Source organism: Desulfobotulus pelophilus, assembly GCF_026155325.1.
GTDB classification, from domain to species: domain Bacteria; phylum Desulfobacterota; class Desulfobacteria; order Desulfobacterales; family ASO4-4; genus Desulfobotulus; species Desulfobotulus pelophilus.
The window spans coordinates 215,498-239,788 of record NZ_JAPFPW010000003.1 but is presented as its reverse complement, the minus strand read 5'-3'; the positions used below and the strand labels follow the sequence as shown (position 1 = coordinate 239,788).

At 54.1% G+C, this 24,291-nt stretch carries 16 protein-coding genes; 10 read left to right on the top strand and 6 right to left on the bottom strand.

The window, feature by feature from the left end:
* Positions 1-70: 70 nt before the first annotated feature.
* The 6 genes from OOT00_RS04760 to OOT00_RS04735 form a co-directional block, all read right to left on the bottom strand.
* Entirely contained in the window at positions 71-406 is a 336-nt protein-coding gene (locus OOT00_RS04760) for a hypothetical protein (RefSeq protein ID WP_265424154.1), read from the bottom strand.
* Positions 407-428: 22 nt separating this feature from the next.
* Positions 429-1,442 carry an RHS repeat domain-containing protein gene (locus tag OOT00_RS04755; RefSeq protein WP_265424153.1) on the bottom strand — a complete coding sequence of 338 codons (1,014 nt, stop codon included), beginning with the start codon at positions 1,440-1,442 and terminating at the stop codon, positions 429-431.
* 210 nt (positions 1,443-1,652) lie between these two features.
* Positions 1,653-1,979: a hypothetical protein gene (locus tag OOT00_RS04750; RefSeq protein ID WP_265424152.1), complete on the bottom strand. Its 327-nt coding sequence runs from the start codon at positions 1,977-1,979 to the stop codon at positions 1,653-1,655.
* Positions 1,980-2,408: 429 nt separating this feature from the next.
* A complete protein-coding gene (locus OOT00_RS04745; protein WP_265424150.1) occupies positions 2,409-3,839 on the bottom strand; it encodes an RHS repeat domain-containing protein in 1,431 nt (476 codons plus the stop codon).
* A gap of 154 nt (positions 3,840-3,993) precedes the next feature.
* A complete protein-coding gene (locus tag OOT00_RS04740) occupies positions 3,994-4,407 on the bottom strand; it encodes a hypothetical protein (protein ID WP_265424148.1) in 414 nt (137 codons plus the stop codon).
* Between the two features lie 10 nt (positions 4,408-4,417).
* Complete coding sequence (locus tag OOT00_RS04735) at positions 4,418-12,847, bottom strand: RHS repeat-associated core domain-containing protein (protein ID WP_265424147.1); 8,430 nt, start codon at positions 12,845-12,847, stop codon at positions 4,418-4,420.
* A gap of 664 nt (positions 12,848-13,511) precedes the next feature.
* Here OOT00_RS04735 and OOT00_RS04730 point away from each other — a divergent pair.
* The 10 genes from OOT00_RS04730 (at position 13,512) to OOT00_RS04685 (ending at position 24,285) form a co-directional block, all read left to right on the top strand.
* Positions 13,512-14,801, top strand: coding sequence for a hypothetical protein (locus OOT00_RS04730; RefSeq protein WP_265424146.1), 1,290 nt, complete (start codon positions 13,512-13,514; stop codon positions 14,799-14,801).
* Positions 14,798-15,916 (top strand): histidinol-phosphate transaminase, encoded by a 1,119-nt coding sequence (gene hisC, locus OOT00_RS04725; protein ID WP_265424145.1) that lies wholly within the window; start codon positions 14,798-14,800, stop codon positions 15,914-15,916. The genes OOT00_RS04730 and hisC overlap by 4 nt, the downstream gene beginning before the upstream one ends.
* A gap of 68 nt (positions 15,917-15,984) precedes the next feature.
* Entirely contained in the window at positions 15,985-16,467 is a 483-nt protein-coding gene (locus OOT00_RS04720; RefSeq protein WP_265424144.1) for a GNAT family N-acetyltransferase, read from the top strand.
* Between the two features lie 187 nt (positions 16,468-16,654).
* Positions 16,655-18,967, top strand: coding sequence for a xanthine dehydrogenase family protein molybdopterin-binding subunit (locus tag OOT00_RS04715; protein WP_265424143.1), 2,313 nt, complete (start codon positions 16,655-16,657; stop codon positions 18,965-18,967).
* The gene (locus OOT00_RS04710; RefSeq protein ID WP_265424142.1) at positions 18,964-20,622 is read left to right on the top strand and encodes an ATP-binding protein; all 1,659 of its coding nucleotides are present in this window, start codon (positions 18,964-18,966) and stop codon (positions 20,620-20,622) included. The genes OOT00_RS04715 and OOT00_RS04710 overlap by 4 nt, the downstream gene beginning before the upstream one ends.
* 295 nt (positions 20,623-20,917) lie before the next feature.
* Positions 20,918-21,157: a hypothetical protein gene (locus OOT00_RS04705; protein ID WP_265424141.1), complete on the top strand. Its 240-nt coding sequence runs from the start codon at positions 20,918-20,920 to the stop codon at positions 21,155-21,157.
* Positions 21,158-21,261: 104 nt separating this feature from the next.
* Positions 21,262-21,762: a (2Fe-2S)-binding protein gene (locus tag OOT00_RS04700; protein ID WP_265424140.1), complete on the top strand. Its 501-nt coding sequence runs from the start codon at positions 21,262-21,264 to the stop codon at positions 21,760-21,762.
* The gene (locus OOT00_RS04695) at positions 21,759-22,622 is read left to right on the top strand and encodes an FAD binding domain-containing protein (RefSeq protein WP_265424139.1); all 864 of its coding nucleotides are present in this window, start codon (positions 21,759-21,761) and stop codon (positions 22,620-22,622) included. The genes OOT00_RS04700 and OOT00_RS04695 overlap by 4 nt, the downstream gene beginning before the upstream one ends.
* Entirely contained in the window at positions 22,619-23,620 is a 1,002-nt protein-coding gene (locus OOT00_RS04690; protein ID WP_265424138.1) for an XdhC family protein, read from the top strand. Before OOT00_RS04695 ends, OOT00_RS04690 begins: the two co-directional genes overlap by 4 nt.
* On the top strand, positions 23,617-24,285 hold the full coding sequence (locus tag OOT00_RS04685; protein WP_265424137.1) for a nucleotidyltransferase family protein: 669 nt from the start codon (positions 23,617-23,619) through the stop codon (positions 24,283-24,285). Before OOT00_RS04690 ends, OOT00_RS04685 begins: the two co-directional genes overlap by 4 nt.
* Positions 24,286-24,291: the final 6 nt, after the last annotated feature.

Sequence of the window (24,291 nt, the reverse complement as noted above, 5' to 3'; positions counted from 1 at the left end):
GCAATCAAAATGGTCAAATTTTATCTCAATAACTCAAGTCCGAAACTTGAGTTCTAAATTCTTTACTGATTTATCTCAACTTCTCATAATCTCTAAACTTAATCAAAGACAACACCCCAGTCAAAGCAATTAATATATAAACAAAAAACAACAACCCAACAGTCTTAAAACTCCAAACCATTTGATTATAGACCAGAGCTAAAAAAATCAATTCGATAATAAAACCAGAAACAAAACCAATAACAAAGGCAGGAAAATGTTTCCCGTCCCTATAGCCATTCAATATTTGATTGTCGTTTTGAGGGAAAAGTACAATCAGCTTAAAACAACTAATAAATACCCAAGCCATAGCATAAATACTCACCCTAAATATTGGGTTGTATAAAAAATCTTTACGCCTCTTCATATTTCAACACCTCTGTTTTAGCCTATTGCAATGCACCTTGAAGACCTGATGTTGTTCCTTTTTCATGGATAGCTAAACCCGCACCTTTCCCTAAAAAACCAAAGGTTATTCCTGTTGGCGATCCTGTGCATGGATCCTCAGAAATAACCATTGATACTGGTCCAATGACATATTTTGTATAATTCATATACCCTGGAAAAAACTTATTAGCATCTGTAAAGTAAAATGTAAGATTGGCTCCAGCCCCAAGATAGGCATTTGGTGTTTTTCCTATATCCTCTGTGAATTGCTGATATGTAAAACCTCCAAATTCAGCATACCAATTAGTCGCACCAAAATACACGCCTGTTCCAGCAGCTCCCCCTTCACCATTACCACCACCCCAGCCAGTCGAATACCCCCCGCCAAAATCAATCGCAATACCAGCCAACCCCTCCGGATCAATAAAATTCACCGGATCATTGAGCACATACCCATAGAGATTGCTGTCCCCGCCAGCAAAGAGAATGGGGTCTTTGGCGGTCCAGCGGCCGGTTACGGGATCATAGTCCCTGGCTCCGAACCGCACAAGGCCGGTCTCGGGGTCATGCAAGCCCCCTGCAAAGCCGAAGGGCTGGAACCCGGGATTCGTATCGAGGATGATGCGGCCCCAGACGTCATAGGCCATTTCCTGCACCACATAACCGGTTCGGGCATCCACCACAAGGCGGGGGCTGCCGAGGTGATCGCTGATGATGCGATAACGCCTGCCGTTTTTTTCCATGTAGGCTGGAACATGGAACCTGTCTCCGTAGATAAAGCGGGAGACAAGGTTACCCTCCCCGTCCAGCTCGGCAATGGGGTTGAGGCTGTCCTGATACAAAAAGGCCTGCTTCAGAACCCCGTCCACCTTCCTGCCGATCCGGCGGTTCTGGCCGTCGATGAGGTAGCTTAAGCTGCGGCCGTCGGGAAGATCCACGGCCACGAGGTTGCCCAGATCATCATAGCTAAAGCCTGTGCTGCTGCCGTTTTCCGTAATGCTGACAGCTCCAAACAAGGCGACTTCTCCACCATCTTCCAGACGGTAGAGATTGCTGTTCTGATAACCGTGAAGAGCGTTGTACCAAAACTAGGCCCTGTTGACATTTGACCAGATAGCACGTTAATTCAGGCAGTTATCAATAGACTGGATCGATTGCACAAATAGACCTAACCTCTTTCAATCAATAAGGTTAATCAAACTGAAAAAACGAAATGTCAACAGAGCCTAAAAACCCTTAAAATAGCGACTTTTTATATTATTATCATTGATATACTTTAGCATTTTTAATCCAATCAATGTCCCTATAGGAAATCCGACAGCTATTAAATACAGATATAGCTTAAAAAGATAATATCCCCATTTTTCTTTAAAAATGATTCCTAGCCCTACAAACAAATGAAAAATTGACACAATAAAACAAAAATATTTTAAAAATAAATACTCAAAAAAACGATATTCAATAACAAACACAAACATTGAAGCCCCCCCCATCAAAATAAGGAAATATCCAAAAAAGATAATCGGTTTAAAAATATTATTATTATCACACATAATATAACTGAATCTTTCTTACGAAAAAAAGAAAACCCAATAAAATCAGAACAGCACTCTCGACAAAGCATCCGCTCTTTCAGATCTGATAGCAATGATAAGGCTAGGCCGTCTAAAATCCATAAAATAACGTCCTTTTTTTTCACCGGTTTTTAGCATCAGACCAAAACCCGATCAAAAAAACATCAAATCTAAGAATTATCAAAGCCTTATACGGTTCTGCGTGTCCCATAGCCTCGCTATCTTTCAAAGGTAGCGATGGCATTGATAGCTATTCTACAAGGCATACAGCTGAAAGCTGCTTGGCAAGCTGCTAAAAACCGGACAAAAATTTGAACCCGTTTTAGACGGCCTATGATAAGGCCTTTTTATCTACGTCGAGTAGAAAATGACTTTTTAGCAACAAAAACAATAACGAACACACAAGGTTTATTTTTGTAAAAAATATGAAGATGTTGTTGAGCTTTTCCCTGTTTCCCTTCCCGTCAAACCAAAACCACGCCCCCACATACTTACCCCCCACCCTTTTACAGCATTATTATCATCTCTATACACTACACCAGAAAAACCAAATAAGTTATATGAAACATAGTTAAGATCTCCACAAAAAAACTCCCGTGCATCATTATTGTAATAAGTAAAATTAACACCACCACCAAACCTATGCCCCGGAACCTTTCCCGTTGTATTTTCATAGGTAAAGGCACCTAGCTGTGCATGATTATCACCCTCACCCCTAACCCCAATAAAAAACCCAGAACCATAATCCTTACCCGTAGAATAGCGACCACCAAGCTCGCCATCACCTGATGCATACCCCCCGCCAAAATCAATCGCAATACCAGCCAACCCCTCCGGATCAATAAAATTCACCGGATCATTGAGCACATACCCATAGAGATTGCTGTCCCCGCCAGCAAAGAGAATGGGGTCTTTGGCGGTCCAGCGGCCGGTTACGGGATCATAATCCCTGGCTCCGAGCCGCACAAGGCCGGTCTCGGGGTCATGCAAGCCCCCTGCAAAGCCGAAGGGCTGGAATCCAGGATTCGTATCGAGGATGATGCGGCCCCAGACGTCATAGACCATTTCCTGCACCACATCACCTGTTCGGGCGTCCACTACAAGGCGGGGGCTGCCGAGGTGATCGCTGATGATGCGATAACGTCTGCCGTTTTTTTCCATATAGGCTGGAACATGGAACCTGTCTCCGTAGATAAAGCGGGAGACAAGCTTGCTCTCCCCGTCCAGCTCGGCAATGGGGTTGAGGCTGTCCTGATACAAAAAGGCCTGCTTCAGAACCCCGTCCACCTTCCTGCCGATCCTGCGGTTCTGGCCGTCGATGAGGTAGCTTAAGCTGCGGCCGTCTGGAAGATCCACGGCCACGAGGTTGCCCAGATCATCGTAGCGAAAGTCTGTACGGCTGCCGTTTTCCGTGATGCTGACAAGCTCGCCGCTGTCGGTGTAGGCATAATGCCTGTCTCCATGGCGGAGCATGCGGTCTTCTGCGTCATAGACAGCCACCTCCACCCCGTTCTCGTGGGTGCGGTTGCCGTTGGCGTCATACCCGAAGCTCCGGGCCTCGCCATTGCGGGTGACACGAATCAGCCTGCCTGCGGCGTCATATTCGTAGGCTTCGCTGTCTCCGTTCTCCCGCTTTTCAGTGATGCGGCCAAGGCCGTCACGGGTGTACTCTGTGGCAAAAAATGATTCCCCTGCCGTTCCAGTGATGCTGAGGGTGGCGCTGATGCTTTGCTCTCCAAACAAGGCCCTCTCTCCATCATCTTCCAAGCGGTAGAGATTGCTGTTCTGATAACCATGAAGGCCGTAGAGCTGGGTTCCGTCAGAAATGAGACTCGGCATAGACCGCGATCTGACCGCCTGCGTCATAGGAGAAAACATGGCTGCTGCGGCCCGGCGGGGTCAGGCTCAAAAGCCTGCCGTCCGCGTCATAGGCATAGCGGATGCTCCGGCCGTCGGCAAAGGTCTGCTCCGTCCTACTTCACCCCTGCAAAGACTATTCGGATTTTTTCTTGCATAAGGTAAAAATACTATCAACATAGATAAATAGAAACAAACCATATAAAACATAAATTATTTTGTGCTCAGATGTAGTATGCAATATAGTAATATAAAAAAATATCCATGCAGGCATTGTTGATGTCATAATTACAAAACTTGTTTTAGCTTGGTCATATTTGCTGGCATTATAATAATCGTGAGTTATATATTCAACACAGACTAAATAGGCTATCAATATTGACGCACAAGACCAACCAGCAAGTGCTAATATAAGTGAATATTTTACAAAAAAACTTTCATAAGCAGACAACAACAGACTGTCATTACTTCTTGAAAGTCCGTCAATAACTCCATAAAATCCAAACAAACCCATTAAGCACAAGAATAAGCAAGCATAATGTTTTTTCATGTTTATAACCTTAATAACATGGAGAATCATTAAAATTAAACAATGGGTCACCCCCATATGCCATCAAATCAATACCATAACCGAATATTCCATGGCCAAAAGCTCTTCTTCCGGCAGCTTTTACCAGTTGGCCAAACAAACCACCAGCAGCTCCAGTAATGGCACCCGATACACCATTATTTACAACATCATTCATATCACCCCCAAGGGCAGCAGAAAGAACAACTCCCGTAATGCCTCCAAAAAATGCTCCTCCACCAGGACCACCAATTACACTTCCAACGGTAGCTGCAACAGCACTTGCAACAGCAACTGCACCATTTTGCCCCGGAGACAATTTCAACCCCTCTGGATCAATCCAATTCACCGGATCATTGAGCACATACCCATAGAGATTGCTGTCCCCGCCAGCAAAGAGGATGGGGTCTTTGGCCGTCCAGCGGCCGGTTACGGGATCATAATCCCTGGCTCCGAACCGCACAAGGCCGGTGTCGGGGTCGTGGAGGCCCCCTGCAAAGCCGAAGGGCTGGAACCCGGGATTCGTGTCGAGGATGATGCGGCCCCAGACGTCATAGGCCATTTCCTGCACCACATCACCTGTTCGGGCGTCCACCACAAGGCGGGGGCTGCCGAGGTGATCGCTGATGATGCGATAACGTCTGCCGTTTTTTTCCATGTAGGCGGGAACATGGAACCTGTCTCCGTAGATAAAGCGGGAGACAAGCTTGCCCTCCCCGTCCAGCTCGGCAATGGGGTTGAGGTTGTCCTGATACAAAAAGGCCTGCTTCAGAACCCCGTCCACCTTCCTGCCGATCCGGCGGTTCTGGCCGTCGATGAGGTAGCTTAAGCTGCGGCCGCCTGGAAGATCCACGGCCACGAGGTTGCCCAGATCATCGTAGCAAAAGCCTGTACGGCTGCCGTTTTCCGTGATGCTGACAAGCTCGCCGCTGTCGGTGTAGGCATACTGCCTGTCTCCATGGCGGAGCATGCGGTCTTCGGCGTCATAGACCGCCACCTCCACCCCGTTCTCGCGGGTGCGGTTGCCGTTGGCGTCATACCCGAATCTCCGGGTCTCGCCGTTGCGGGTGACACAGATCAGCCTGCCTGCCTCGTCATATTCGTAGGCTTCGCTGTCTCCGTTATCCCGCTTTTCAGTGATGCGGCCAAGCCCGTCACGGGTGTAGCCTGTGGCAAACAGCGATCCACCTGCCGTTCCCCTGATGTGAAGGGTGGCGCTGACGCTTTGCCCTCCAAACAAGGCGACATCTCCACCATCTTCCAGACGGTAGAGATTGCTGTCCCCATGAGTGTACACACCATACAGATGCCTTCCGTCGGTCACAACATCTCTGTAGTCCCGCTCCATAGGGATACGAAGTTCTGCACCATCGGCATCCACACAGCCCAGCTCTTCATGCAGCATCACACAGACACGGCCATCATCCGTGGCAACCATTCCCATGCTATTCCAACCCCAGAACCAGTCCGGATCGATGGCAAGATAAGGCTCAAGTCCTGTTGCCGTAATACGATAAACCCTTCCTTCTGGTTCAGACGCCGAAGCACCGCTCAAAACACCTGTCGGCACGGCAAGATCTCTGGACCAGTAAACCATAATCCCTGCGGAAGAGGCGGCCAGCTTAGGTTCTCCATTATCCTGAAACCCCATAAAAGCAAGCCTACCATCCGCATCCAGCCGCCAGACACCATCCCAGTTGGCCAGAACCACCTCACCCTCCGGACCAGCGGCAATGGACTGTACACCAAATATTCCATGGGTTTCCAGATCCAGAACCACGGACTCCGTACCGCCACTGCGGCGAATCAGCTTCCTCTCCCGCACAAGGTAAAGGGTATCAGCTACACCGGGAACAAAGGCAAGGGCATCCACACCCCCAAGCCAGTCCGGCTGCTCAGGAACGGCCATATCCGGCCGCATCCTTTTACCAAGCCAGTCCCTGCCATCTTTATAATAAAGGGTACCATCCGGACCCAGAGCAAAAATCCAGTACATGTGAAGCCCCGTCATAGAGATGTCCTGATACCTTACACCCATACTGCTCCGGATTGCCCGGTTTCCGCCCGCATCATACACTTCCACTTCCAGGGTATGCTGCCCCGGACCATCCAAAAGGATACTACCCGCAAAGCGGCCTCCTGTTTCACGGGTCAGCTCCTCGCCCTGTACCAGCACACGGTGGGCGCGGGCAACCTCCGCTTCCACCCTCACCACAGGCTCGTTTACAAGGTAGTGAGACAAGTTCAGATCCAGATAACCCTGCTCCTGACCGCCATTCAGACCCTCAAGCTCGCCAAATCTGTTCCAGGTCTGCTTCAGCCGGACACTATCCAATACGGTTTCTCGGACAAGGCCATTTGCGCCGTCGCGGGTAAGGGTAAGGTTCCCGGCTTTTATGAGAAGGCCATCCCGGTCATAGGTATAGTTAATCCTCTGACCATTCACCCTAAGACTGGAAAGACGCAGGTTGTTGTCATACTGACGGGTGACAGAACCTGCTACTTCCCCTGCCCAGGCCTCTTCCGTGTTCAAAAAACCATTCCAGGTCCAGGTGACCCTGCCGCCGTCCGGCGCTTCCACACTCTTGGGCCTGCCCGTGGTTTCATCATAGGTGTAAAGGTAACTGCCCCGGTCCATGGTTAGGGTGGCAAGGCGACCGCCCGTATCGTAATCAAGCTCCATACGCCTGCCGCCCGGCCTTGTTACGAACACAAGATCCCGGTCACGGTTGTAGGCGTAATGGGTAAGGCCAGGGCCGGGCGGAGTATAGGCCTCCATCTGACCGCCTGTGTCGTAGGAAAAAACATGACTGCTGCGCCCCGGCGGTGTCAGGCTCAAAAGCCTGCCGTCCGGGTCATAGGCATAGCGTATGCTCCGGACGTCGGCAAAGGCCTGCTCCGTGATGCGGCCCGCTTCGTCATAGGAAAAGGCCATACGCCGACCATAAATGTCCGTAACTCCGGCAAGCCAGCCCGAAGCATGGCCGGAGTCATGGTAATCAAAGCGAAGCTCCCTTGAACCTTCCGATGCCGTCTGGAATACCCGCAGAGGACGGCCCTTTTCATCGTAACGGGTCTGGACGGGGGCAAGGCCCTCTTCCATAACTTCCACGGGCCTGCCGAGTGCATCAAGGACAATCCGCTGACTCCGGCCTTCGGGGGTCCGGAAGGTCCAGCTGCGGTCCGAAGCCTCGTAGCGTCTTGTAAATACCTCATTATTGATATGGCTGCTTTCTTCAAAGGAAGCGGGGAAAATGCCCCCGTCTGCCGCAAGTTCCACCGTGCGGGTGGTGCGGGTGGTAAAGGGGCTGCGCCCCGGAATCTGGACAGTGCTTCTCTCCATGGGGGCAGCCATGCCAAACTGGGGGTCCGGCATCAACGTGCTGGATGAGTGCGTACCGTCCGGAGACCGGACAGAAGAACCTCCACCACTATTCGTGGCCTCAGACACGGTGCCATCCGTATGGGTGTTGCGCATGGTAAAAGTATGACTTTTGCTCCACCAATTGTAACGGGACAGGGTCTCATAGTTGCTGACCCTGCCTTCGGCACTTTCAAGGGTGATGGAGTACCCATCACCCTTGAACGCGCGTGCCAGGGTCCAGCCCCCTCCGTCCGGGGTCTCGTTGCGGATGAGAAGCCCCCTGTTGTCATAGGTAAAGCGATCCGTATGGCCGGATGGGGAGGTATAGACCGTAAGAAGCCCACCCTTTCCATAGGCCATGACATGCCTGCCGCCTGCGGGGTCTTCAACCCCGGAGAGCCAGCCCTCCCCATCTAGCTCAAGAAGGGTCCGCTGACCTTCCGGAGCCACAAGGGCCAAAGCTGACCCAACATGGTCCCTCTCAATTCGGGTTCTGCCACCATTGCGGTCAAGAATCCCCGTGAGGCGATGGGCATCATCATATTCAAAGGAAAGGAAGGGTACACCCGTAAGGGCGTCCAGGGTACGCAAGTGTCTGCCCCTATTGTCAAATTCAAAGAGCTGTCCACGATCTCTGGAAGGCAGAAGGATGTTCCCGGAACCAAGGCCCGGAAAAGGTGGCTCCGCCAGCACCACCCCATGGGAAAGCCCCAACAGAAGCCTGCCTTCGCCGTTGAGGGCCATGGCGCCTGTGCCTGAGAGAGAAAAACCCGTGGCAACGATACCTTCGGTAAAGGGTTCTGTACCGCCACCCACCACGGTCTGGATGCGGCCGTCCGGTCCCACAAAACGGATACGGTTCGATTCCCTTACATAAAAGCCTTCAGGGGTCCCAAGAACACCGCTTAGAGAAAAAAGATTTGCCTCGGTGGCAGAAACATCGTCTCCTGTGGCACTGCCGCCTCCGGCCACAATACGGATCCTGCCGTCCAGATCCAGACGCATCACGCGGCCTTGATTTGATACAATATAGAGCCGTCCCTCCCTGTCCAAGGAAAGGTTCCAAGGCGAGTTAACCCAGGTTCCATTGAAGCCCCCGCCGGCCACGGTGATGATGAGGCCATCCATCCCCACATGGCGGATGCGGGAATTTCCCGTGTCGGCAATATAGAGCCCGAGTCCGGGATAAAAGGCAAGCCCGGATGGAGATCTCAGTTTTGCCTCCCTTGCGTCCTGATTGTCACCCCCAAAACCCCACTCACCGGTTCCAGCAAAGGTACGGATAATCCCTTCTCTATCCACATGGCGCACCCTGTGGTTATCACTGTCAGCCATATACACACCGCCTGCGCCGTCGGAAGCAAGGGCACGGGGTGTATGGAGCCTTGCATCCAGAGCAGACCCCTCGTCCCCTCCAAATCCTGCCTCCCCTGTTCCCGCAACGGGAGTAAGGGTGCCTGTTCGGGAAAGGTGGAAAATACGGTGAGCGGCGGCCACCCAGAACCCGCCATCATCGGCGGGGGCAAGGGCACTCACACTCCCTGTTTTGGCCAGGGTACGCAGGGCCAGATCAAAATGAATCCCCTTTTCTTCCCTGGCATCCCCCGTGTAAAGGATACGGTTATTGGGGTCGTAGATATGGTGGGCTTCAAAGGACCACCCATTCAGGGGTGAAGCAGGCAACCCTGCGGACAAATCCACCTCATAGGTCTGCGTCATCACAACATCTGATCGTCCGATACGTCCAATAGACCCTCCCGCTGCCCCTACACGGGCAAAGGTCTGGGACCACCAGGTTCCGGGCGGATAATACACCGCCGGATAATGATAATAAACCGTTACCCTGGCGCTGTGATTTCCCACAAGCTTACGTCCGTAAACATCCCTGCCATTCCAGACATAACGCCACACGTCTGGAGAAAGCTCTTCACTGCGCTGAAGATGGCAGCCCGCAACCACCACACTGGCCGTTATATTCTGCAGTGAAGAGGGCAGAACCCCTTCACCCCGCACCCGAACATCCACATAGTTATTCCCAGCACCGGGGCTGCGCAGACTCTGGTAATGCAGGGTATGGGGGGTACCCACCACAGCAATCTCTTCACCAAGCCCCTGTGCCTGCACATCAATGACGCAGCCGGGAGCCTTGCAAAGATCCTTCGGTGGTGGAGGGGGAGGAAGTGTCGTTTCATCGGGCTTCGGCCTGGGCGGTAAAATGGCTTCCTCAGGCGGACCATAGGGCCAGTTGCAATCCCAGGGAGTAAAGTGGGGGATGGGCGTACGCCAGAGGCTCTGCCCTGAACCGTACAGGCTTGCCAGATGACGGAGCTCCGCTTCTTCAAGGTTCATGGCACGGAGGGCCTCCCCATCCGCGGCCTGACCGCTGCCGTCCACATCCAGAACGGCAAGGCCCGATTCTACGGAAAGAATTTTCACCACACGCCCATCACCGGAAGGAATCCAGGCAGCACGCTCCCTGTCATACCAGCCTGCGGGAACAATTCCGCCCACGGGAAAATCAAGAAAGTTTTCAAGGTAGAGATAAACGGGGCTGCTGAAACGTACCTCCTTTGCACCGGCGGCAATGGCTTCATCCAAAGAAAGCTCTGCCGCATAGGTGTATCCCGTTGTGGGAGGAAGTTCACCCGGCATGGCCGCAGGCCCGTTGGAACCCACGGTATATTCTGTGGCGCGTACCTTACCACTGCTCAGGGGACGACGGCTGCCGTCGGGCATCACCAATGCGGCATCAAGGCCGGGGGGAAAAAACAAAGTCGCCTGACGCCTGCCGTCCGCATCCTCTTCCACGCTGCCACGGGCCACCTGAAAGTCCGATGACGGGCCAAAATTCACCTCCGTAACCCGGCCGTCCAGAGGAATCAGGGCCACATCCTCAACAAGGGCATAATCCTGCCACACAGGCTGCACCTTACGCTGGGCCGGAAGGTATCCTTCCTTTTCATATTCCAGCACAAGGGTACTGCCGCCGTTTACAGCAAGATCAAACATGCCATCCCTCCGACTCAGGGTATGACCGTACTTCGGAGCATCCTTGACACGGACCCGAACCCCGGAAAGAACCTCTCCATCGCGGGTAATCGCACGACCGCGGATAACCGCAGCCCTCTCCACCTCAATAGTCCCTGCCAAAACTCCTCGCTGGACAGGATGGCTACCCATATAAAGAAAGCGGGATGCATCAGCAAGGCTGGTGACAACGCCTGCGTCCAGCGCCAAAGCCTGGGTGACGGGATCCGGCGGAAGCCCTCCTTCGCTACCGGGCCGCATATCCAGCACAGGACTCCCGTTGCCAGCCCGGTCTTCACACTCTATCTGTAACCGATCCCCATCCAGCGCATCAATGCGTACACGAAAAGACCCGTTTTCATCCGCCATGGCAGAAAAACGGTTTCCGGTCCGCACATTACGCACATACACCATGGAAAAAGCTTCCACAGCCCCGGCTGCACCGCACACAAGTACCTCTCCATGATCCATAAACTCCATACGGATCCGCTCTTCAACCGGGATATGGGGAGGAACTGTTTTCAGAACAACCTGTCTTGTCAGGTGGGATGTGTTGCCTGCCCTGTCCGTTGCCAGAAGCACTATCTCATTGTTTCCCTCCGTAAGAGTATGCAGGGTTCTGAAAGAATGATTCTCATCCAGCACCAGATATCTGCCGTTAAAACTGACAAGAGATGGCTCATTCACATAGCCGGACACCTCCAGACGCTCCGATTTCATCCAGACTTCTTCTTCGGAGAGTGTCACATGCAACACAGGAGGAACCGTATCCACGGTAAAGGAAAGGGGGTCAGCTTCCAGCAGCATGCCGGAGCTGTCCTTTATGGATGCCTGCAGCCAAAACCTGCCATCCGCAAAGGAATTCTCAGGCCGGCATTCGGCCCAGCCTTCTCCAAATATACAGGCGGCATGGAGGACTCTTCCATTGGCTTTTATTCCTATGGTTTCGGCATCAACATCAACGCCCCTGTCTCCGAAGGAAAAACCCATGGGGCAATCAGGGTCATTCACATAGCTTCCCGGTAAAGGGGAATGAAAAGCCATACCCGGTACAGGGATACGACTGAAATGGACCAGCTCCTGAACAGAGTGACGGCTTCCCATATCTTCCAGAGAAAACACCCTTACGGGATTCCCCGTGCTGGAAATCCGGGTCAGGGCTTTTTGACCGGCTATCCATACAGAAGCATCCTGCCCATCGGCTGTCATAGCCTTGATACGGCCTTCCGCCATCATGCCTGAAGCAGCCACTTCCACCGATATGTCGCCGGACGTACGCATCCGATAAAGCATGTCTTCCGTACTCAGCCAAATCCCGCCGTACCCATCCGGTGATATACTATGGATCCCTTCTGAAAAGCCTTTCTCAACAACAGGATATCCCGAGTCATCGTACAGACTCATCTTCCCAGACCTTGCCACCCAGAGCATTCCCAGACCCTCATCCCAGGCAAGAGAACCTTTTTCCCCACTGCTCCACAAATCCACAAGATCAAGCCCCATGGTCCCGTACCGGTACAAACTTTTCAAACCAAGAATCCAGACATTCCGGTCCGATGGACGTAAGGCAAGGGACAGTACCGTGTCATCAACAGGAATCCTTTCCAGCAAAGAACCATCCATGCCATAATGCCATACGGTACCTCCGCTTCCTAACCAGATATCAGCCGTGGCCAAATCGGCAACCATGACCCAGCCTTCCCCTGCCGGACCGTCTACAGAAACAACCATTTCCGCAAACATCTTACCCTCAAAATCGTACCCCCTCAGAACCCCATCCTTTACAGTCCAGATATGCTCCTCCCGGCTATTCATCGCATAGGCATCCACACCCTGACCATGGGCGAGAGAGAGAACGGTACGACCATTTTCCGCATTCACCAGCAGAACATCACCGGAATTTCTGATCCACAGGCCACTTAGCAGCGAATCCGTATCAAGACCGCTTTCGGAGCCTGTATCAGAGAAAAAACAACCGGCTATCATAACCGCAATGCATACAACAAGACCAAAAGGATTGAATTTTCTCATTTTTTCATTCCCTGCCAGCCATGGTAATTCACGACATCCGAAAAGAATTCTGCAAAATATCGTAACGCCAATCAAAACCAACGGCTGCTTTTTTAAACGGCACACGAAGGGCGGAAGGAGCGGCTACGGCAACACACCCGCTCATCATAATCGTCAACAGCTTTTTCTTTTTTTCTCAAAAATCGCAAGACAGACAAACGGACTAGCAATCTTCGGGCCACCAACAGCAGTCGCGATAACAGCGACATACCCCGCCTTTCCCACCCATCAAAACCAGCGAAAAAAACAACAGTGCATTGACATTTATTGTCGGCTTTTGACAAAAAATGTCAATGCACTGTTAAAAAAAACTCCTAGGCATTCTGGTTTCACCCATGAAAACAAAACAGAACAAAATCATCCGCCATTCATAAGCCAGATCCCGGACAGGCTTTTCAAAAAACGCCACATGGTGAAACATACCGGACCACCCCGGACCATAAGGGCTCCCTCGGTTCTCGGTGGTCAAATAAACGGCTCCAGATCCATTTCTGATTCTGCCACAGATCAGAACCACCCCAATGTCATGGGAAATCCGATCTCTACTGGACAACGCCCCGGTACATCCATTAAAGATAGAGCAGCTGTTGCATCCGCCAACCCACAGAACCAGACCGGAGCCGTCATGAATACAGCCCTCCCCCTCCTCCACATCCACACATCTACCAAGGCCCTTGCTGAAATAATCACCCACATTGAACTTCAGTGCCGGAACCTGCTGGTCATGCCCGCCGTTTCGCATAAAATGCAACTGGCAGCCGAAGAAGTCTCCACCGCACTGCCGGAAAACACCCCCCTTTCCATACAGGTACAGGAAAGGGCCGACCGCATAACGCTCAGGCTTACCTGCCCACCTGTGGAGATGGACCTTGCCGCATTCAACCTTGCCTGGCGGCCGGATCTGGAAAAAGAGGCATCGGGCCTTGGGCTGGCACTGGCCAGCCGGTGGGTAGACTCCTTTTCCCTGGAAAGGGACGGAAGCGGCCGCCTCCACATGCTTTTTTCCGTGGAAAAAATTTTTGCTCAGAACGTGCCTGCTCCACAGCCCCTGAACACTCACAGTTTTTACCGCCTCATCCGGCCAACCCCGGGAACCATGGCTGTCTGCGGACAAAGGCTTTTTCACCACCTGCGGAACAGAGGCTTTACTGCCAAAAACTTTCATCCGGCAAAACTTTCCGCCCTTACGGAAGAAGGACGGCTTTTCGGTGCTCTGGCAGAAACGGAATCCGGACATATCTGCGGTGCCGCCTTCTGTATTCCCGACGAAGGACGCCTGCTTACAGGCTATGGTCCCTTTGTCTTCTCCCACGGAGAAAGGCAACGCATGGCCGCAGACCTGGCCTGTCACTGCCTGGAGCGCGTGGGCCGTAAACCCTTTTCCGGCGTACTGACAAGGCTTTTCGATGAAGACTGTTTCCCGAAAGAATACTTTATCCCTGCGGGCGGCCACTCGGGCTCAGGGAGACGACCAGCCTGGCATTTCCCTCTCTCCGATGATGCGGGCGGCTCCCTCCACTATACACCGGAGATTGCCACTTTCATTGAAGCGGCGGTAAGCACCCAGGACCTGCCAAGAAAAAAAATTCTGATGGAAAAACCCCTTGCTGAAGCCAGAGGCCCCAGTGTATTTTCCACTGCCCTTCACAGAAAAGAAAAAAGAAGCCGCATGCGCCTTCTCATGGGCGGAGAAGACATGGCTTCCAACATTCAGGGCCACCTTGAGTGGCTTCAGAAAGAAGGGATAGAGTTCTGCGAAATGCACCTTGACCTTGCTATACCAGAAGAGGCATCCCTCATTCCCGCCCTCTCCCGACAAAACTTCACACCTGTGCTCCTGCTGCCCGGAGGGGGTGCGCAGGGAGATCTGCTCATACTGGAAACCCGGCTCCATGGGAAAGGAGATCTGGCATGAAAAAACACCCTTCCATGCTGGTTCCCCAGTTCATCCGGGAAATCGATCCGTACATACCCTCCCGCCCCGATCACTATCTGATGGAGGCCTACGACATCCCCGTTCTCCATCGCCTCAATAACAATGAAAATCCCCTTGGACCTCCGCCTGCGGCTCTGGAAGCCATCCGTACACTGAAGCCCGGTGAAATGGCCATCTACCCCAGCGGAGATGCCTTTGACCTTCGCTGCCATATGGCAGAACGGCTCGGCATCTCCCCGGATCAGATCCTCTGCGGCAACGGGGCCAACGAGATCATCCAGTTTGTCATTTCCGCCTATTGCGAAACCGGTGACAACATCATCACCGCAGACAAGACCTTTGCCGTATATGAGTGGGTGGCAGAATTTTCCGGTGTGGAAGCCAGGCTCACGCCCATGAAGAATCACGGTTTTGATCCGGAAGCCATGCTGGCTTTCATGGATGAGCGAACCAAAATTTTCTTCATCTGCAATCCCAACAACCCCACCGGAACCTTCTGGGACAGGGAAACCCTGAAAAATTTTCTGGAAGCCGTGGATGGCAGAGCCATGGTGGTGGTGGATGAAGCCTACTGCGAATTTGTGGACAATGTGGATTTTCCCGATACCCTCGCACTTCTGAGCGAACACCCCAACCTTCTTATTTTTCGTACCTTTTCCAAGATGTACGGCCTTGCAGGCCTGCGTATCGGGTACCTCATAGGCCAGAAAGATCCGGTTTTTGATATTTGCCGCACCCGTATCGTGTATTCCATCAACAGCGCCGCACAGCAGGCAGCCATGGCCGCCTTCGGAGACAAAGAACACATTGCAAAAACCCGCCGGATGGTATGGGAATCCAAATACTGGCTGAAATCCAGACTGACAGCAATGGGGCTCACCGTCATAGCCGGTGAAGGCAACTATATCATCGCAAGACTTCCGTTCAACGATCAGATTGCCTATCGCAAACTGATTCGTAAAGGGTATATGGTTCGCACCATGACGGGATTCCGCTACCCCAACCATATCCGCGTCACCTTACGGGAAAAATCCCTCATGGAAAGCTTTGCCGCGGCTCTGGAAGAAGTGCTGGAGGAAAGGGGGTGTCTGTAAGAACCCGACCTGACTCAGACCGTCTGTACCGACTGAAACAAGTCCCCCCTTTTTCATGGAGAAACAACGTGCAGATCCGAGACATGACAAAAGAAGATTTTACAAGCTTCTGGCCCGTATTCCAAAAAATTCTCAAGGACAGGGAAACCTACACCCTGAATCCGGATATGGACATGGAAGAGGCCCATACCCTCTGGTGTACTCTTCCTCTGGCCTGCTATGTGGCTGCAGAAGGGGAAGAAATCCTTGGCACCTATTACCTCAAGCCCAACGCCGCAGGCCCCGGCGCCCATATCTGCAACTGCGGATACATGATGGCACCACGGGCAAGGGAAAAGGGCATTGCCAGAGATCTCTGCCTCCACTCCCAGGAGATGGCCAGGGCAAAGGGGTTCCGGGGCATGCAGTTCAATGCGGTGGTTTCTTCCAACGAGGTGGCCGTCAGACTGTGGCTGAAACTGGGCTACAGCATTCTGGGAACCGTTCCCGAGGGCTACCTTCACCCTGTGCTGGGGTATGTGGATACCTACATTATGTTCCAGAAACTATAAAAAACGATACAGAAACAGACCAAGGCCCTATGTCACCGCAACTTGCTGTAAAAACATATAAAGGAATCCCAATGGGTTTTCCTGCTCCATCGGCTAAAGCCCCGGCGATGCAAAAAACCGGCTGATCAAGGAAAAAACAGCCACAGTAAACGCAGGATCAGTCAAACCCGAATCATACGGAGAAGCCATGCCCGCCAAAGTTCCCCCCCCATCCCGCTCCCCCATGACCATCGGCCATCCCCTGCCCAGGGGCGATGCCAGAGCCAAAGCCTGCGGCAGAGAACCCTATGCGGCCGATCTCTTTCCGGAGAAGCGGCTTCTGGCCCAGGCCCTGCGCTCGGGCCTTCCCTGCGGACGGCTTCTGAAACTGGAGCTGGAAGAAGCCCGGCAGATTCCCGGTATCGTGGCCATTCTCACGGCCAAAGACGTGCCGGGCTCCAACCGTCAGGGCATCATTCATAAGGATATGCCCGTTCTTGTGGAGGACCGCATCCGCTACTGCGGAGATCCCCTGGCCCTCATCATTGCTGACAACAAAGAGGCCATCCGCAGTGCCATGGCATGTATCCGCATCCATGCCGAACCCTCTTCCGGTGTCTTTGATCTGGATGAGGCCATGGCGGAAAATGCCCCTTTAGTGCACGAAGATAAACCGGGCAATATGCTGGCGAAAGCCACCATTCAAAAAGGGGAGCCGGATTTTAATACCTGCGCCGCCGTGGTGGAAGGCTGGTTTGAAACGCCCGTTCAGGCCCACGGCTTTCTCGAAACGGAAGCCGGTACGGCCTGCCTCCTGGAAGACGGCACCCTCCGCATGGAGGTTTCCACCCAGTCGCCCTTCAGGGATCGTTTTGAAATCAGCCACGCCTTAGGGATTCCCTTTATGCAGGTGCATATCCATGCCCCCTCCTTAGGCGGAGGTTTTGGCGGAAAAGACGGGGCCACCGTGCAGTGCCTCCTCGGCCTTGCGGCCCTGCACTGTCCCGGCCGTTCCGTCAAAATGCTCTGGGAAAGGGAAGAAAGCTTTGTGGCAGGCTACAAGCGCCATGCATGCCGCATGCACTACCGTCTGGGAGCGCTGGCCGACGGCAGCCTGCACAGCCTCCATGCAAAAATCTGGTATGACACCGGTGCCTACGCCCATCTGGGGCCGGAGGTCATGGAACTGGGCATGGAACACGCCGCAGGCCCCTACCGCATTCCCCACACCCTCACCGAAGGCTTCTGCGTCCATACCCATACACCCACGGGCGGTGCCATGCGGGCCTTTGGGGTCTGTCAGGTGAGTTTTGCCTTTGAGTCCATGATGGACATGCTGGCGGAGAAACTGGAGCAGGACCCCCTGGATCTGCGCCTTCGAAATGCCCTGCACCGGGGAGATATCAACGGCGCAGGTGTGCTGCTGGAATCCTCCACCAGCCTTGCCGCCTGCCTCGAAGGCATCCGTAACCATCCCCTCTGGCAGACCCGCAGGCAATGGCAGAAAGAAGCCCCGCCCTTTTGCATCCGGGGAACGGGCCTTGCCGCCGTCTTCAATGCCGCAGGTTACGGAGGCGGGGTGCGGGATGCGGCCATCGCCAAAATCGAGATGGATACCAAGGGTCTCTTCATTGTCCACAATGCCGTAACGGACATGGGACAGGGCAACAGCAGCGCCTTTTTGCAGATTGCAGGCCACATCCTCCGCCAGAGTGCCGAGGCCCTCCGCGTGCGCCAGCCCGATACCCGCAGCGCCTATCCTTCCGGTTCCTCCTCCGCAGGGCGCACCACCTACACCTTTGGAAAAGCCCTCATCAGCGCCTGCGAAGAGCTGGCAAGCCGCCTCATCAACCGGGCGGGGCTCATCCTCTTTCTTCACAATGATGAGGGTCTTGTGCTGGAACCGGGACGGGTGCGGCATGAACCCTCGGGCCGCTCGGTTTCTCTGGAACAGCTCGCTTCCTTCATGAGCCTTGAGGAAAGGGTCTGCCTTGGCCAGTTCATCGCACCGGTCTGCCGGGATGTGCCGGATACGTCCAAGGGCTTTTTCATCGGCTTTCCCCATGTGATTTTCGGCTACGGTGCCCACCTTGCACGGGTGGAAGTGGATACCCTCACCGGCAGGGTGCAGGTGAAGGATTACCTCGCCCTCACCGACGGCGGGGCCGTACTCAATCCGTCCATGTTCGATCAGCAGGTGCAGGGTGGTGTGGCCCAGGGCATCGGCTATGCCCTGTACGAGGATTTCATCACAGAAAAAGGGGTTGTGAAGACCAAAGATTTTACCACCTATCTCATGCCGGGGAGCCTCGATCTGCCGGACATCCTCTCCCTTGCCCCGCCTGTGGAGAAAGAGGAAAGCGGACCCTTTGGCATGAAGGGCATCGGTGAGGTGGCCATGAACGGCCCCCTGCCCGCCATTGCCAATGCCTTGAGGAATGCGGGATGCAGGCGCATCCACAAAGCGCCCATCCTGGCCGAAGCCGTGCTGGGGAGTCTGAAAAAGAGAAGCGCCCCATGAGCACCGTCATTCCTCCCAGAGAGACCCTGACCGTTGAGTTCAAAAGCGACCACAAACGCCTTTCGGATACAGATCTGATTGAGGCCATTGTCTGTCTGGCCAATGCCGAAGGCGGTGACCTCTGGCTTGGCGTGGAAGACGATGGCACCCCCACAGGTCTGCATCCCGAGCATTTTTCCCTCGATGGTCTGGCTGGCCTTGTGGCAGCCCGCACCTCCCCGTCCCTGACAGTGGCCGTGGAAGCCATCGAAATCAAAGGTATCCGGGTGGCCAGAATCCGCGTACCCAAAAGCCCGCAGGAAACCGCCACCCGCAGCGGTGTCTATCTACGCAGACGGCTTAAACATGACGGAACGCCGGAATGCGTGCCCATGCTTCCCCATGACCGCATCAGCCGGGCCAGTACTTTCGGCCTTCTGGACGTATCCGCCCGTCCCGTTGCCGGAGCCACACTGGCGGATCTGGACCCTCTGGAGCGCGAACGCCTTCGCCAGAATGTGGAAACCTTCGGCGGTGACAAGGTGCTGCTGGAACTGGAAGACGCGGATCTCGACGGCGTGCTGGGTCTCACCCATAGACAAGGGGACGGCACCCGGACGCCGACCCTCACAGGCCTTCTCCTGATTGGCCGTGAATCCGCCCTGCGCCAGCTGGTACCCACCCATGAACTCGCCTTTCAGGTCATGGCCCAGGAAGCCGTCAGACTAAACGAATTCCGGCGTTTTCCTCTGCTCAAGGCCCTGGACTGGTTAGAAACAAATTTCAGGCCGTACAATCCGGAAGAGGAAGTGCGCATCGGCATGTTCCGCGTACCTGTGCCCAAGGTGGACATGGATGCCTTCCGTGAAGCGGTGGCCAATGCCCTGATCCATCGGGATTATCACCGCCTTGGGGCTGTGCATGTGCGGCTGGAGGATGATGCGCTGGTGGTCAGCAATCCCGGCGGACTGGTGGAAGGCGTGACCCTCGCCAATATCCTCACCACAGAACCGCGCCCCCGTAATCCCGCCCTTGCCGATGCCCTGAAACGTATCGGTATTGTTGAACGCTCCGGACGCGGCGTGGATACCATTTACCGGGGTATGCTGCGCTTTGGCCGGGCCTTACCGGACTATTCCCGCACGGATGCCCATTCCGTTATTCTGCGCATGCCAACGGGTGCTGCGGATCTGGATTTTCTGAAACTGATTGTGGACGAGGAAAACCGTCTGAACAGCAGAATGCCCGTGGACAGCCTCATCGCCCTGTCCGCTCTGCGGCAAATGAAACGCCTGACCATTGAAGAACTGGCGGGGCAGATCCAGCGGGATGCGGCTTCGGCCAAGAGAACCCTGGAAGCCCTCATAGAACGGGGAATGGTGGAGGGGCATGGCACCACCAGAGGTAGAAGCTATACCCTGTCCGCATCCCTTTACCGGAATGCAGGGGACAAAGTGGCCTATACGCGGCAGGCGGCGTTTTCTGCGTTGCAAAATGAACAGATGGTACTGAACTATACGCGGCAACATGGTGGTATCAAACGCGCGGAGGTGGCGAATTTATGCCATCTGTCAGAGGATCAGGCTTCTCGGCTGCTGAATAAACTGCATAAAGACGGTAAATTAGAAAAGCACGGACAAAAAAGATGGACGTTTTACACCGTATTGGGGCAATGAAAACTATATTTTCTATACGCGGTCTATACGCGGTCTATACGCGGTCTATACGCGGTCTATACGCGGTCTATACGCGGTCTATACGCGGTCTATACGCGGTCTATACGCGCCTACACGCGGTTATGCACACAGAGGAGAAAGGCACCGTGGAAAGCATTGAAACCCTGTGATACTGCCGGGCCGTATCATCACTCCCATAGCTCCTAAAAGTTTCACATGAAAACAGCGGTGTCCACCCCTTCAGCGATAAAGGTCCGGAACGCAACAGACAAAGACAAAAAAAGGAGAAACGACCATGAAACCCATTGCCTTCATACTTTACACCCTCAGCTGCCTTGCTCTGGGAAGCCTGCTTTTTCAAAATAACAGCACTGCCGCCGGATATTGTTCCCAGAAATACTACGATGTGTATGAACTGGGAGCACCTGCCGGATACAAAGCCACTTTCGGTATATCCTTCAAGGAGGGCGTAACCAGAAAAGATGTGATCGTTGACTGGAAAAGCAATCAGAATTTTGTCGTATATATCAAATAGCAAAGTCTGGCCGCTGTCCTTTAAAAAAAGACAGGAAGCAATCCAGCCAAACTTTCCTTCCGGCAAACATAAGAGATAAAAACCATTTTCCCGGAGATATTCCCATGTCAAAACCCCCTGAAAACGCTCCCATCTCCTTTTTTCTGAACGGCAGTCCCCTTTCCCTGTCCGTCGCCCCCGGCCGCAGGGTGGTGGATCTTCTCCGGGAAGACCTTCCGCTCACAGGCACCAAGGAAGGCTGCGGAACCGGTGAATGCGGGGCCTGTACCCTCCTTGTGGATGGCCTTCCCATGCTCTCCTGCCTCATGCTGGCGGCCCAGCTGGAAGGCCGCAACATAGAAACCGTTGAAAGCCTTGAAAAAGATCCTGTGGGAGAAAAGCTCATCACCTCCTTTGAAGAAAAGGGAGCCGTGCAGTGTGGCTATTGCATTCCCGGTATGGAAATGACGGCTCTGGCCCTCCTGCGAAAGCATCCTGACGCAGATCGGGAAGATATCCGCAAAGGCCTTTCGGGAAACCTCTGCCGCTGCACAGGGTATGTGAAAATCCTCGATGCCGTGGAAGATACGGCAAAAACCCTTAAGGCCCCAAAGGAGATGCCATGAACCCCGTTCTCTTTCCCCGTACAAAGGAAATGCTCCTTTCCATGGTAAAGGCGTATCCCGAAGCCCGGTTCATGGCGGGCGGCACGGATCTTCTGGTGGCCCTGCGTCAGAAGCAAAAAGCCCTGCCCCCCCTCATCGGCCTTGAACGCATGGCGGGCATGGGAGATATCCTGAAAGAAGGAGAGGAGATCTCCATTGGAGCCGCCTGCACCCTGAGGGAAGTGGCAAGCCATCCCCTGACCCGCCAGCACCTGCCCCTGCTCTGTCAGGGGGCCGCATCCGTGGGCGGGCCTGCCCTCCGGAACATGGCCACCCTCGGGGGCAATCTCTGCACCGCTTCTCCGGCAGGCGATACCCTGCCCGCCCTCTTCCTGCTCGACGCCCGGCTGGATCTTCTTTCGGAAACGGGTCTGCGCACCCTTTCCATGGAAGCCTTTATTACAGGTCCGGGCCGTACGGCACTGTTACCCGGTGAGCTTTTGCACCGCATCCGCATTTCCATCCCCCAAAACACCCCCATCCAGCACTTTGAAAAGGTGGGCAACCGCAACGCCATGGCCATCGCCGTGGCAAGCCTTGCCGCCCTGATCCGCATGGAACAGGGCCTTGTGACGGAAGCCCGCCTGGCCTGGGGCAGCGTGGGGCCGAAGGTGATCCGCTCTTCCGAAGCCGAAGCCGCCCTCATGGGAAAACCCCTTCGGGAAGAAAGCCTGAAGGAAGCGGCCTTTCACGCCCAAAAAGCGGTGCAGCCCATCAGCGATATCCGGGCCAGTGCGGACTACAGAAAAACAGTGAGCGCCAGTCTCCTGCAAAGGCTGATCCTGTACCGGGATTCTGATGACAAAGGAGAGCAGTCATGACAGCCATGGAAATCCTCAGCGCCTGCATGGAAATCCTTAAAAAAGAAGACCCCGCCTGCCTTGTGGCCATCATCTCCCATACAGGCTCTGTGCCCGGCGATGAAAAGGCCCTCATGCTGGTGAAAGGGGATGGCAAAACACAAGGCAGTGTGGGCGGCGGCGCACTGGAAATGGAGGCCATGGCCCAGGCCAGACAAACAATGGAAGAAGGAAAAGCCCGGCACATGGAAGCCCGTCTCACACCGGAGATGGCCGGAATGCCCTGCGGTGGCAGTGCTTCTCTCCTCCTTCTTCCCCTGAAAAAAGGGGCAGGCCCGGAGCTTTTTCTTCTTGAAAATCTTGTGAAAAATCTGGGGGAAAGGCGTGCCACAGGTTTTCAGGTTTCTTTTTCCCATGAAAGAAAAGAGGAGATGGAAAAGAGATCCAAAGCTTTTCCCTGCCGTATCCGCATTCTGGAAGAAACGCGCTTCTCCATGGAAGAAAACAGCCCCTCCTCATCCGGCAGTTTTTTCATAAGCCTTGAACCTCAGGCCAGCCTCCTGATCTTCGGAGCCGGTCACATCGCCCAGGCCCTCTGTCCCATGGCCCTTGCCGCAGGCTTTGACCCCGGCATCTTCGATGACCGCAAAGACTACCTTGGGACCATCTCCTTTCCTGAAAATGTTCCCGTCCACAGCATCGAAAGTTTTGAGGGCTGCATGGAAGGGCTTTCCGTCACCCCTTCCACCTGGATTCTCATTGCCACCTATGGCCACAGCCATGACCACATCGTGCTGGAACAGGCCTTAAAAACCCAGGCCCGCTACATCGGCATGGTGGGCAGCCGCCGCAAGCGGGAAACCCTTTTTGCCAAGCTTCGGGAGAAAGGTTTCGGGGATGAGGCCATCTCCCGAGTACACTGCCCCGTGGGCCTTGCCATTGGGGCCCAGACACCGGGGGAAATTGCCGTGAGCATTCTCGGGGAAATGATCACCATCCGCAGGAAATCAGGCCTGTGAGGAAAAATGCCCGCCCCCATCCCAAAAGAGACTGTGCGGTTCTTATCCTTGCCGCAGGAAAATCCAGCCGCATGGGCCAAGACAAGGCAGGGCTTCCCTTCGGAAACCGGACTGTGGTGGAGCATCTCATTGCCCTCTACAAAAAGGCAGATATCCATGCCATCACCGTAATCAGCGGAGACAATACCCCTGCCTTGGAGGCGCTGAGCCTTGAAGCCCGCATCCTGCCCAATCCCGCAGCGGAAAGGGGGATGTTTTCTTCGGTGCAAAGGGGTCTTGAAGCCCTTTCTCCGGAAACGCAGGCCTTTTTTGTCCATCCCGTGGATATTCCCTTAGTGTCCTGCCCCACCCTGCTGGCGCTGATGCATGCCATGGAAACCCATCCCCACAAAAAAGCCTTCATCCCCGTTTTTCAGGGAGAAAGGGGGCACCCGCCCCTGCTCCGTGCGGAACTGGTCCCCGGCCTTCTTGCCTTTTCCGGCGAAGGCGGACTCAGAAGTTTTCTCGAAACAACGGCTTTTCTTGAAATTCCCTGTCCGGATGCGGGTATTGTAAAGGATATGGATACACCGGAAGCCTACCAGAGCCTCTTCCTTGTAGAGAGACTTTCCGGCTCCCCCTGTCCGCCCTCCGACAGATCCGCCCATCCATCCCCCACTCCATGAAAGGAA